Below are 12,996 nucleotides of genomic sequence, written 5' to 3' on the forward strand. Positions count from 1 at the left end.
GACAGCCCGCATTCCCTGTAGGACATCACCCCGCATGTTAACTTTTTATCGCGCCTGATGTCAGACCCGCGATGACATAGCGGCTGAACAATAGAAACACAATGAGAAGCGGCAGCGTAGCCGTGAAGGTAGCGGACATGATCATCCCGAAATCAAGGCCGTCCTTATTGGTGAACAATTGCTGCAGCGCAATTTGAATGGTGTAATTTTCTCTGTTTTTCAATACGACAAGCGGCCAGAAGAAATCATTCCACACATTCATGAAATTCAGAATTCCCAGTGTAGCCATCGCCGGTGTTACCACAGGAATAGCTATGTTCCAGAAAATCCGGAAATGTCCGCCGCCATCGATCCGCCCCGCTTCGATCAGCTCGGTATGAACGGCAGAAGCGATGTACTGCCTCATCCAGAAAATGCCGAAGGCATTGACCATAGCGGGCACGATCAGCGCTTTATAGCTGTCGATCCAGTGCAGCTTGGCCATGATGACGTACTGTGGAAGCACGCCCAGCTGGGCAGGCACAAGCATCGTGGCAATGACAAAGACAAACAGCGTCTTCTTTAATGGGAACTCATACTTGGCAAAAGCATAACCCGCCAGCGTACAGAGGAACACAACGGACAAGGTCACGGCCGTAGACACCACGACCGAGTTCATCAACGCCCTGAAAAAATCCGTTCGCTCCAGCACGCGCGCGAAGTTATCCAGAAACTGCGTGCCGGGCGTAAGCAGCGGCGGAATATGAAATGCCGCATCCTTATCATTCGTAGCCACGACAAACATCCAGTAGAACGGGAAGATCGAGACCAGCGCGCCAAGGATCATCAAGAGGTAGAAGAAAAATTTAGCGATAACACCGGGTTCATCCGGTTTTTTTCGGCTTATGGCGACTGTGCTCATGCTTTTTTACCTCCCGTATCTTTACCTTCTCGGCCCAGCATCATATTTAACACCGAGAATAGAATGGTGGCGATAAACAAGAGGACCGCCGTTGCCGCTGCCGTACCGAAAAATCCGTTCTTAAATGCTTCATTATACAGATAAGTGACCATCGTTACCCCTTCCTGACGCGTAGAACCCGTGCCGGACTGACCAAGGAATACATAAGGCTCCGTAAACAATTGGAGCGCGCCAATCGTTGATACCAAGGTAACAAACAGAATGAATGGCCGAAGAAGCGGCAGCGTGATATAAAGCAGCTGTTGGCCTCGGGTGGCGCCGTCGATTTTGGCCGCTTCATAAATGTCGGTCGGAATGCTCTGCAGCCCCGACAGAAAAATAATGGCGTTATAACCCATCCACCGCCACATAACCATGGTCGATATCGCGATTTTGACTCCCCACCAGCCGGAGTTGAACGGTACGCTTTCCGCACCGAAGGTGTTCAAGAGCCAGTTGACCATCCCGTTGTTGCCGAACATCGTACTGAACACGAGCGTCACGGCAACGATGGAGGTGATGTTCGGCATGAAATACAGAATGCGGAACGTATTCTTGAATTTGTTCAAGGCCGAGTTGAGCATAACCGCCACAAATAAGGCCACAATCAGCTGCGGCACGGTTCCCATCAAAGCCATAATGAGTGTGTTGCTAAACGCGATCCAGAAGGTCGGGTCGCTTGTAATCAGCTCGTAGTTTTTGAAGCCGACGTATTTCATCGGTCCAAGCGCGTCCCACTTGAAGAAGGATAAATAGATGGTAAAAAGAATCGGATACAGGCCAAAAATTGCAAACAATATGAAAAATGGCGATATGAACGTATAGGCCGTAAACCGGCTGCGCACGGTCTCCGTCAACAAGCGCCGCCTTTGCGGCACCGGCTTCGGCGATTCTGCCGTTGCTGTGTCTGCCATGATGCACCTCCAGGTAGGTAAGGATAAATCCGAATCCGAGCAAAGAGAGCTTCCTCCCAACTCGGATTCGGACGGATTGCGGGATGAACGTGCTAGCGAGGAATGATCCTTTTCCTAGCTGCGATCCACCAGCGTCTTGATTTGTTTCATGGCGCTTTCCCATTCTTTTTGCGGGTCGGCTTTTTTCTCCAGTACGTTTTTGAGCGCGTTCTTGATGATCGTGTCGGTCTGGTCATGAAGCGGTCCGTAGTAAACCGGCTTGATGCGTTCCGCCGATTTGGCATACGCTTCGGAAATCACCTGGCCGCCGAAGAATTCATCCTTCTCCTCCGTGAACGAAGGCTCGCTGTACACCGCCGGGATAGACGGGAACAGACCGCTGTCCTTGAACGATTTCAGCTGATTCTCCTTGTTCAGCACCCACGAGATGAATTCGTAGGCTTCCTTCGAATGCTTGCCTTCCTTCGGCAGGGTCAGGAACGAACCGCCCCAGTTGCCTGCTCCTTCAGGAAGCTGGGCAATCTGCCATTTGCCTGCGGTATCCTTGGCATTGCGGATCGTGCCGGCAATCCAAGCCGGGCCGAGCATGACGCCAAAGTCTCCATCATTGATCGCTTTTTGCCATTCAGGAGACCACAGAATCCAGTTGCCGATCCAGCCTTCCTGAATTCCTTTTACCGTAAAGTCGTAAGCTTTTCTCACTTGCGGGTTCGTATCTCCGATAAAGGAGCCGTCCTCTTTGTTGAAGTAGATTTGATCCGGGGACTGGTCGCGTACCCCGTTATATACCAGGTCCGTCAAGTCGGCGAACGGTTTTCCTGTTTTGCTTGTGAACTCCTTGGCTACGCTGGCGAATTTGTCCCATGAATCAATCGCTGCGCTAAACCCGTCCGGATCCGTCGGCAGTCCGGCTTGCTCAGCCAGATCCGTACGGTAATATACGACCGTAGGGCCGATGTCTGTTGGCAAACCAAGTTGGAAGGTGCCGTCAACCGATGTGGCCTGCTTCCATTTCCACTCCAGGTAGTTGCCTTCTAAGTCTTTGGCGCCGAGATCGTACAGATTGTAGAATTTATCCTGGTTGTTGATAAAACGCTCCATAAACGCGATTTCCAATTGGAAAATGTCAGGCGCGCCCGAGCCAGCGGACAATGCTGTCGTCAGGTTGTTGTGATGTGCGGTTTGGTCCGACGTATTCTGGAATTTGAACGTGATGTTCGGATGTTCTTTCGTGTATTCCTTCGCCAGATCTTCATAGTTGGTCGTTCCCAGCGACCAGAAGGAGAGCTCGATTTTCTCTGTGGACTCGGTTCCTTCTTTCGTATTGTCCGTCCCTTCACTGCTGCCTCCCCCCGGAGATTCAGCCGTACTGCTTCCGTTGCCGCCACCGCCTCCACATGCGGCCAGCGTGAACACCATGATGATACTCAGGAGCAGCAAGCTCCATGATTTAAACCTTTTCATTCTTCTACCCCTCTTCCATGAAACGTATTTTTCCTCTTTAGTCTAATGAAAGCGGCGCCAAATTTTGAGGTGGTAAACTTTCGAATTTGAGTTGAATTTATTACGATTCAGGTTCGTTCATCCAAAAATCGCAGCACAAAAAAACCGCATATCGAATGTCGATAGCGGTCTTATGGATTAACATGATGAATCTCTCGCGTTGGATCAGCACTTCGTCAGTCGGATTATTCCTCCGGTTCGTGGACCATTGCTGTGAGTCCCGCTTCCTCCGGAGTCATCCGCTTCTCCATAATCGGTGGTTCGTTCCATCGTTTTCATGTCACGATTTTATATCGTCCATTTTACGATAGAGCCGGCATAGGTCATTCCCCCGCCAAACCCATAGAGTAGGGCGTGGTCTCCCGCTTTCAGCCGTCCTTCATCCACCGCCAGCTGGAGTGCAAGCGGAATGGAGGCTGCCGACGTATTCCCGCGGTACTCGACGCTGGTTAAGGTGCGGTCCATTGTAAATGGCCCCCGCTCGTTAATCGCTTCAATCATGCGAAGATTGGCGCTATGCGGGACAAACCAATCCACCTCTTCTGCGGTCATGCCTCCTTTGGACAAAAGGGCACGGACGCCGTCCGGAATGTTCCGAATGGCCCACTTATAAATTTCACGCCCATTTTGAACAAGGCAGCCGCTCTTTAATTCCGTGCCGTCCATTTGCTCGGAGAGCGCTGTTTTATACAGATGAATGCCGCCTTCGCCAAAAGTGCCCGATACGGAAGCTATCACACTTGGGGATTCCTCATCTTTCTCCAACAATACGGCACCGGCGCCATCCCCAAACAATACGCATGTCGTTCGGTCGGTGTAATCCGTAATCTTCGATAAGGTCTCTGCACCGATAACCAGAATCTTACGGTAGGCTCCTCCGGATATTAATCCGTCAGCCATCTGTAGTGCATATACAAATCCCGCACAAGCGGCATTCAGATCCAGCGCACCCGTGCTTGCAATGCCCAGCTTCGATTGCACCCGGGAAGCTGTACTGGGAAAAGAATACTCCGGCGTGCTTGTGGCCACAAGAATCATATCGGCATCCCGCACGGTAACGCCGTACCGATCAACCATATCCTCTACAGCCTTGATGGCAAGATCCGACACGTACTCATGCGGGGCAGCAATCCGTCGTTCCCTCATGCCTGTTCGCTGCACAATCCACTCATCACTCGTTTCAACCATCTTCTCTAAATCCGCATTGGTTAATATCCGTTCAGGAACATAGGTCCCGATTGCCGTCATTCTTGATTTTGATTGGCTCATCATTCACACCTCCAAGTTTATAGTTATTATATCACCAAGTACTAGTACTTGGTACTAATTTATTTTTATAACTGTTCATTACAGCCTTCACCAACTTCACCTACATCTAAACACACAACAGCCATTCCACAAAAAAACCTTTATCGCTGGAGCGATAAAGGTTCTCTAATCACGTCTAAAAGTATACTTCCTCACCAGCCGACATGGAATAAATGTGGAAGTTGGAGTCCGATGCTTCCTCTGTCAGACAGTCTCGTAACCGGTCCGTTTCTCCTTTGTCTGCATGGACGAGTACGGTATGCAGTGCCGGAACACCGGTTATCATCTGGCGCACGTCCGCCAGGCCCTGGTGTACCTTATACCTGATTTTCGTGACAGAGCAGGCACCATACGACGCCGAATGTTGAAGGAGACGTTGTCCAAAGGTCCCCTGAGCAACATGACCCGTGAGCAGAACCAGATTCCGGGTATCGCCCGACATCTGGTGATAGTACCACTGCGCCAGATTCGACTGCATCATCCCATCGGTTACGAACCATAGCGATGCCCCGTGCTTATGGAGCAAGGACTTACGTTCCGCCTCACTAGCGGGTATGATCCAATCGTTCCGGTTCAGTAATGACTCCAGCTGATCCCTCATTCCCTGATCGGATTCCTGGCTGCGAAGCCACTCCGAACGTCCAAGCAGTCGCTTCATCCCTTCGATCAGCGGCGCTTCGATCACGATCGGCACATGGCCCCAATTCCTGTATGCCCATAGGATCATTTCCTGCCCTCGTCCGGCGGCCGGCACCGGTATCAATACCTTCCCGCCGGTTTGCAGCGTGCCCTCAATCTTTTGTTCCAATTGCTTTAGCTTATCGGCCTGTGAAGTAGCATCGGTCCCGTAAGCCGCATCCACAATAGCCAGATCCAGCAGCATGGAAGAGGGCTTGTCTACCAGCGCTGGGCTGTCATCCTCAAGCAGCAGCGATTCCGATGTGTAGTCGCCAGAATAGAAGATCCGTTTTCCTTCAGCCTGTACGAAAAACCAAACAGCCCCCACCATATGGCCGCTTCGTCCCCACATGATCTCTACGCCCGGAAGCGCCTCAAACCACGTCAACTTCTCCGCCTCTTCCTCCAGATACCGGTAGCGGATCGCCAACTGATCTTCATCCATATAAGGAAGCTCTACGCCTGCCCTTGCCGTGTACTCTTTCCAGGAGGCAAAGTAGGCCGTTAACTGCGCTGCCGTCTCCCGGGTAGTCCATACCTCCCCTTGATAGCCAAGCCGGTACAGGAGCGGAATCGCCACCGAATGATCCTCGTGGGCATGCGACAGAAACACGGCATCCAGCTTCGGCACCTGTTCTTGCTGGATCATGGGATAGTCTCCCGATCCTTCCTTCTTGACGCCGCAATCCAGCAGCAAATGAACCTGGCTGCCGCTTAGTAAATAGGCGGAGCGGCCATGCTCGCCTGCACCGCCCCACACTGTCAGTTTCATCATGATGCATTCCACTTTCTTTTAGAATTCATAGCTTCGACCAGCAACAACAGCAGCACCGTCATGCCGACGGAGACAACGGCCATCGCCATCCCGAGAGATACCTGTCCCTGCTCAAACTGGGCAAATATATATGTAGCCGATGTCTGCATCGATGGGGGCAGAATGAGCAGTGATCCGACCAGCTCCCGTGACGCAATCGTGAAGGTCATGATCCATCCTGCCAGCATGCCGGGCATAATCAGCGGCAGCAGAATCCGCCGCAGTATAAGCAGAGGACCGCCTCCAAATACCTGCCCCGCCTGAAACAGAGTACCGTCAATCTGCGTAAAGCTGGCCTTCACGTATTGCACCGTATATGGAAGGAACAGCACGACGTACGTCAGCACGACCATCCCGTAGGTATTGTAGAGCGTAACCGGCATCCATGGCGCATTCCAGAGGAGGATCAAACCGACCACCATCACAATGCCGGGTACCGTATTCGGCAAGAGGCTTAACAGATCAATGACCCGCTGCATCCGTGCCTGGGACTTGCCTATCGTTAGGGCAAAGCCGGTACCGAGCAGAACGGCAACCGTAGATGCTGCAAGCGACAGACCCAGACTGTTACCAAGCGCTTTCTGGCTGACCGATCCCCAGGACAGCAATTCCTTGTAATGGGCAAACGTTAGATTATCCAAGGATAATCCGGCTCCCCGGAGCTTCATCAAGGATGCCGCAATGACAGAAAAATAAGGAATGCCGACAGACAATATCAGCAGCAAACCGATGTATAGAGCGCAGACGACGCCTTTGCTGCCGCGCAGCGAATATCTTTTGGAGCGTTGACCTTTGCCACCGACAAGACGATAGGTAAACCTCCGGCTGATCGTAGACTGCATGTACCACATCACCAGACAAACCGACAGCAGGACCGACGCGAGCGAGGTCGCTTTACCGAAATCGATGGGCCAGCTTGAAATATATTTGTGGATTTCCGAGGTCATCACATAATAGCCAATGCGTCGACCGAACGTTGCCGGGGTACCGAATTCAGCAATAGTTTTGACGAACACCAGCATCGCGCCCATACCGTAAGAGGATAACAGCAGCGGCAATATGATTCTTCTAAACCGGTATCCTGCGCTTGCGCCATGAACCGCTCCGGCCTCTTCCAGATTACCGCCGATCCGGATCAGAGCGTCCCGCAGCAGCAGGTAGAGAAACGGGAACAAATGCAGACTCATGATCAGCACCATACCTCCGAAGCTGAAGAAGGAATCGCTCCATCTCGCTGCTCCCGGCAGCCACTGCTGCAAATATCCGCCCTTTTGCATAAACAGAATCCAGCCCATCGAACCGATATACGGCGGGGTCATGAACGGAATCATCAAAATCACGTCCACCCACCGATGCTGTCCCAACCGGGTTTTGGCCATCATCCAGGCGAGCGGCAGCGCGAGCAGTGTCGATCCTGCCACCACGCATACCCCCAGCCAGATGGATTGCAGCAAAATGCCGGACAGCTCATGACCGGCTATCGTTCGTATCGGCGCCAGCCAATCAAAGTGCTGATCCGGGTATACACTTTGCCAGAAAATAAGCAGCAATGGCACACCAATGCTTATAATAAGAAGAAAAAGGGCGAGAATAACGCCCATTTTCCGTAAAAATCGCTGACTGTCCATGATGACAGGTCTCACTGCGGTTCACCTCACATTGCCTTCCTGTGCTTCACTCCTAGAGGTTGTTCAAAAAGTCCGATTTTGATAAGAAAACCTCTATCGAGGCCACTTCAAGGATGAGCGACCGCGATGCATAGGTAGGTTTTCTTGCGATATAGAACTTCATCAGTTCCACTGATAACTCATAAATTCTATATCTAACACGAAGTGAATCAAGAAGCAACTCGGCATCGAATCTTGAATGCATCCGGGCCTAAGTAGTAGCTTCCGAAGTATGCTTCCTACGGAAACATTTCAGGTGCTCACGTACTAACTACGTACGCTCCGCTCCTCACTCCCTAGCTTCATCCAACTAAGGCGTTTTGTAAAAACGCACATCGGAAGCATAAGCTTCGGTGCTGAAAACCGACCTTTTTGAACACGCACTCTTATGCACTTACTTGAATACTTCGGAAAAACGTGCCGCCGTCTCATCCCCATGGTCATTCATCCAAGCCCAATCCACTTTAAACACCGGAATATCCTTCAGGTTGGTCCGGCCTTCGGCCTCCACATCCTCACGGCCCGGAATCAGATAGGCATCCGCCACCAGCTTCTGCGCTTCGTCAGACAGCAAGTAGTCGATGAAAGCCTTGGCATTATCCACGTTCGGGCTGGATTTCAAAATCGCAGCCGGTCTCGGACTCACGACGGTTCCTTCTTCCGGATATACAATGTCAAGCGGCTCGCCTTTGGCTTTGGCCGAATACGCCATATAATCCACGCCTGCGGCAACCAAACTCTTGGCACCGGTGATCACAGGGTCCAGTGCTTCTTGGTTCGCTCCTGCCATAGCCGTGCCATTGGCTTTATAATTCTCGAACAGTTCCCAGCCTGCGTCGCCCTTCACGCTCAAATAGCCCGTGATAAAATCCAGCGCCGATCCCGACAGCGTCGGATCCGGAATATTGACCGCATCCTTCCACTCCGGCAAGCCCAAGTCAGCCCAGCTTTGAGGCGGCGCAGAGACCAGATTGGTGTTGTATACAATCCCCAGCGCCGATGCGCTAGTGCTGAAATAGTTTCCTTCGGCGTCGGACCAATCCTTATTCAGCTTGTCAGCATTCGCGGCTTCAGGATAAGGCAATGTCAGCCCATCCGCCTTCAGCGCTTGTGCGGAGGGGAGAGATGCAAGAATGACCACATCCGCGACCGGATTCGATTTTTCCGCTTCCATCCGTGCTAAAATTTTGCCCGTTGTGCCTTGGAACATCTCTACCTTCACTCCGGTCTTGGCTTCAAAACCGCTCACGATATTGTCGGCAAGCTTTTGAGGGCCTGCGCTGTAGAGAACGAGCTTGCCTCCGACTTGCGTACTCCCCGATGCAGATGATTTGCCTGTATCCTGTGCCGGCATCGTAACTGAATCCCCATTTGGGGTACTGCCGCATCCAAACAGACTTAGGCTCATGACGGATGCCAACAACAGCATCGCGCTTTTTCTCCGTAATTTCAATTGACTCATTTCTCCCCAACTCCCCTTCATCTTAGCCTGCAGCAGCAGGCGTGCGTTTTGCCGTATTGTGTTGCATGCTCGTGTTCGTATCATGACTTGGTCCTTCACCCATCCGGCAGATCGTATGGGGAGCCACGTACAGATTCACGCGTTCTCCGACTGGTACCCTCTTGTCCAGGAAAGCGGTCCATTTGTCAAAACCATCCACCTGTAAGCGTATCTCGTATCGCTCGCCGACATAACTCACGCTTAGCACGGTTGCCTGATAGCATACATCCTCCGAGCTTGTCCTGCTCCAGGTCACATGCTCCGGCCTCACCATGGAGTGATCGACGGTCAGCCAATTGGACTTGCCGATAAACGAAGCCACAAAAGGATGACTAGGGGTTTCATATATCGTTTCCGGGGTTCCACGCTGCAGGACCTCTCCCTTCCGCATGACCACGATTTCATCCGACATCGACATGGCTTCCACCTGATCGTGTGTAACATAAAGGGCAGTCAACCCCATATCCTTCACAAGCGACATCATTTCGATCCGCATTTCCTCCCTAAGCACGGCATCCAGCGCACTCAAAGGCTCATCGAACAGTACCAGTGCCGGACGGATCGCTACCACTCTGGCAAATGCAACCCGCTGCTGTTGTCCACCGGACAGCTGATGCGGATAACGGTCCTCCATCCCCTCCAAGCGGACCATGGCCAGCGCCTCGGTTACTTTTTGCCTGAGATCCGTTTTAAGCTTGGCCGCTTTTATTCCAAAGGCAACGTTCTCGTATACCGTCATATGCGGCCAGAGGGCAAAATCCTGAAATACCATCCCGAAGTTGCGTTTGTGCGCCGGAACGTCAATCTTTTTGTGCACGGAGTAGATGCACCGGTCTTCCGCATAGATTTCTCCTCCGTCCGGCTGTTCCAGCCCGGCGATCATCCGCAGCAGTGTCGTTTTGCCGCAGCCTGACGGCCCGAGCAATGTGGTGAATTGACCATGACGCAGTTTTAAATCGGTAGGAAGCAACGCGGGTGTACCCTGAAATGACTTTTCAATGCCCCTGATTTCAATATCCACTTTCGATCCCAACCTGTCTTCTTAAGCTGTTTCCAGTGTAAGGGTTACGTTTAAGCGTTGTATTAGACTAATGTAAACTTGGAATTAACTTTTTGTTTGAATTCTGTTGATACTCATAGATTAAATCTATATAGAGAGCATAAATAAGGAATAACCAAGGGAGAGATATACGAATGAATCTGATGAAGCTGCAAATTGTGGAGCTGATCGACCGCCATCATCATATGACCAGCGTGGCAGAAATACTTGGCATTAAGCAGCCCACGGTTACTTTTCATATGAAGTCACTGGAAGAAGAACTGCAAGTCCGACTGTTCGAGTCCCGAAGCGGAAAAACATTTCTCACCGAGGCCGGACAAGCTCTGCTGCATTATGCAGTAAAAATTAACGCGCTTGCCAAGGAGTCGAAGCGTGTCGTCCGCGAATACGACAGCTTATATCGGGGAACGCTGCACATTGGAGCCAGTTATGTCCCTGCCACCTATCTGCTGCCCGCGATATTGAATACCTTTGCCCGTGAGTTTCCCGGCATACGGATCTCCTTATCCGTCAAGCCTTCACCGGTTATCCGCGACATGCTGGCACGGCACCAGATTGATCTGGGCATTATTTCATCAGAGCCCTTTACGGGTTCCAGTCTCCAGGCCGAGTCCTTGTGCAAGGATGATCTGACCCTAATATCTTCACCTGACCATCCGCTGGCAAAATCGGATTCGCTGCAGCCCGAGCAGATTATTCGCAGTCCCTTCGCCTTGCATGGAAGTGAATCCAGCACAAGGCAGCTGACCGACCTTTGGCTGGAGCAGCATGGTTTGCATATGCGGAGCCCGGTGGAGCTGGACTCGCTCGAAGCGATCAAGCAACTTGTGTTATTGGGGGACCATATTTCTTTCATGTCACGGATGGCGGTACAGCGGGAGCAGCAAGAAGGTGTACTGCACGTTATGCCGATTCCCGGCCACCGGGCATCCCGGCATATATACAGTGTCCAGAATAAAGACCGACTTCCCTCCGTACAAATTCAGCGTTTTCAAGAGGTCTTGCGCGAAGTGGGCACCCAATTGGAGCAGATCCTGTGATTAAGGGGAGTTTATGCTGTAAGTCAGATGGATAGATTAACAAAAAATGTATGTCGGTATTCAATAATTCTATACATATTTGATACATTCGCCATCCCCCGTTAACAACTCACAATTATTCAGCGTTTAAAGTAAGCTGTGTACCTAAATCCAGCTTATGGGAGTGATTGTATTGAGAAGATGGAAACAACTGACGTTGTCTTTCATGGTAGGTTTCGCGGCTCTAGGAAGCGGATTCACCGGACTCCATGGAACGGAGGTTTCTGCCGCAGCCAATGCCGTGCCTACGTATGAGGTGAAGTTCCTTGCCAAACCCGAAAGCCTGCTGGAAAACGGCGAAAGCCTGCGGAGCGAAGTCATTCAAGCATTCGGACTGGCCGCTGTTCCCCAAGCGATCGTTGTAGCTTATTATGATACGGACAACCTGGAATTGGATGCTGAAGGCTGGAACGTACGCTTTCGCAAAAAAGAGGACAAAGATAACTACGAGCTTACCTATAAGAAACGGTATCCCATCGTAAATGGAGATATTAACGCCGCGCTCAGCTTGGCAAACCAGGAAGGCTTTGATGCTTCGGATGACAATTACGAGGCCGAGATTGATTGGGGCTACGGCAAACAAACGCTTAGCTTCTCCAACACCAAGAAAATAAGCACGAATACAACCGGCACAACACTCCCATCCGAACAAGACGCCTTGGCTTTGCTGCTGGACAAACTCCCAGGTAAGCTCAAAAAATGGTCCTCCCCGAATTGGGGTGAACAAAAGCTCTCACAGTCCCGAATTCATGGACCGCTGACGTTCTACCGCTATGAAGGATCTTGGAATGGCCAGAAAATGAGCCTCGAAGTTTGGCCGATTCGCAATGCAGACGGCACAGGAACCGAGAATCTGATCGAAATCTCTTTTAAAACATCCGATGTCTCGGTTGCTTCCCAGCTTCGCTCAGAGCTTATGGATACCCTCGAGTCTAACGGTTGGCTGCTTCCCATGGACGGCTTGAAGACACAGCTGATCTTGGAAAGATATTAAGCTAAGAAAACATGTTAGAGAAGGAAGCTTATTAAGGTAAAGAAAAGAAGGGCCCCCAGGGTACCCTTCTTTCTGATGATTCATGATTACTTTTTATGTGTAACAAAAAAGACCGCTATCGATGACTCGATAACGGTCTTTATGGTTGTTCGCTTGGCGACGTCCTACTCTCCCGGGACCCTTCGGTCCAAGTACCATCGGCGCTGGAAGGCTTAACGGTCGTGTTCGGTATGGGTACGCGTGGAACCCTTCCGCCATCGCCACCAAACGGCTCAGATGCTTGATCACCTGAAAACTAGATACGAAACGAAATTTGCGTTAATTAGACTCCGTAGCATTTCCCCAATGTATTATCGGGGTCCCCGGAAAGTATTCGGCGTTGCTTCAAAGCTTCGCTTTTTGGGGTGTTTTTTGGATAAGCCCTCGACCGATTAGTATTGGTCAGCTCCATGCATTGCTGCACTTCCACCTCCAACCTATCTACCTCGTCGTCTTCAAGGGGTCTTACTAGTTGGGAAATCTCATCTTGAGGGGGGCT

10 protein-coding genes and 2 rRNA genes are annotated in these 12,996 nt (G+C 51.3%); 2 read left to right on the forward strand and 10 right to left on the reverse strand.

Features of this window, described 5'->3' with window-relative positions:
- Positions 1-37 precede the first annotated feature (37 nt).
- The 8 genes from ACETK5_RS27435 to ACETK5_RS27470 form a co-directional block, all read right to left on the reverse strand.
- Positions 38-901, reverse strand: coding sequence for a carbohydrate ABC transporter permease (locus ACETK5_RS27435; protein ID WP_394059071.1), 864 nt, complete (start codon positions 899-901; stop codon positions 38-40).
- A complete protein-coding gene (locus ACETK5_RS27440) occupies positions 898-1,854 on the reverse strand; it encodes a carbohydrate ABC transporter permease (RefSeq protein ID WP_100540267.1) in 957 nt (318 codons plus the stop codon). Before ACETK5_RS27440 ends, ACETK5_RS27435 begins: the two co-directional genes overlap by 4 nt.
- Before the next feature lie 114 nt (positions 1,855-1,968).
- On the reverse strand, positions 1,969-3,318 hold the full coding sequence (locus ACETK5_RS27445; protein WP_100540266.1) for an ABC transporter substrate-binding protein: 1,350 nt from the start codon (positions 3,316-3,318) through the stop codon (positions 1,969-1,971).
- A gap of 327 nt (positions 3,319-3,645) precedes the next feature.
- Positions 3,646-4,626, reverse strand: a complete 981-nt coding sequence (locus tag ACETK5_RS27450) for a ketoacyl-ACP synthase III (protein ID WP_207797535.1) — start codon at positions 4,624-4,626, stop codon at positions 3,646-3,648.
- 175 nt (positions 4,627-4,801) lie between these two features.
- A complete protein-coding gene (locus ACETK5_RS27455) occupies positions 4,802-6,118 on the reverse strand; it encodes an MBL fold metallo-hydrolase (protein ID WP_394059074.1) in 1,317 nt (438 codons plus the stop codon).
- Entirely contained in the window at positions 6,115-7,758 is a 1,644-nt protein-coding gene (locus tag ACETK5_RS27460; RefSeq protein ID WP_394059115.1) for an ABC transporter permease, read from the reverse strand. Before ACETK5_RS27460 ends, ACETK5_RS27455 begins: the two co-directional genes overlap by 4 nt.
- Before the next feature lie 460 nt (positions 7,759-8,218).
- Positions 8,219-9,286, reverse strand: a complete 1,068-nt coding sequence (locus tag ACETK5_RS27465) for an ABC transporter substrate-binding protein (protein ID WP_394059076.1) — start codon at positions 9,284-9,286, stop codon at positions 8,219-8,221.
- A gap of 22 nt (positions 9,287-9,308) precedes the next feature.
- Complete coding sequence (locus ACETK5_RS27470; RefSeq protein ID WP_394059078.1) at positions 9,309-10,346, reverse strand: ABC transporter ATP-binding protein; 1,038 nt, start codon at positions 10,344-10,346, stop codon at positions 9,309-9,311.
- Between the two features lie 173 nt (positions 10,347-10,519).
- Here ACETK5_RS27470 and ACETK5_RS27475 point away from each other — a divergent pair, with 173 nt between their 5' ends.
- Complete coding sequence (locus tag ACETK5_RS27475) at positions 10,520-11,425, forward strand: LysR family transcriptional regulator (protein WP_394059080.1); 906 nt, start codon at positions 10,520-10,522, stop codon at positions 11,423-11,425.
- A 163-nt stretch (positions 11,426-11,588) separates the two neighbouring features.
- Positions 11,589-12,458 carry a hypothetical protein gene (locus ACETK5_RS27480; protein ID WP_394059116.1) on the forward strand — a complete coding sequence of 290 codons (870 nt, stop codon included), beginning with the start codon at positions 11,589-11,591 and terminating at the stop codon, positions 12,456-12,458.
- A gap of 151 nt (positions 12,459-12,609) precedes the next feature.
- Here the strand turns inward: ACETK5_RS27480 and rrf are convergent.
- Together rrf and ACETK5_RS27490 are read right to left on the reverse strand one after the other, a co-directional pair.
- Positions 12,610-12,726: ribosomal RNA gene (gene rrf / locus ACETK5_RS27485) — 5S ribosomal RNA — on the reverse strand.
- Between the two features lie 143 nt (positions 12,727-12,869).
- Positions 12,870-12,996, reverse strand: a 23S ribosomal RNA gene (locus ACETK5_RS27490); the annotation flags it as partial.

The sequence above is a fragment of the Paenibacillus ilasis genome (assembly GCF_043195395.1).
GTDB lineage: Bacteria > Bacillota > Bacilli > Paenibacillales > Paenibacillaceae > Paenibacillus_AQ > Paenibacillus_AQ lautus.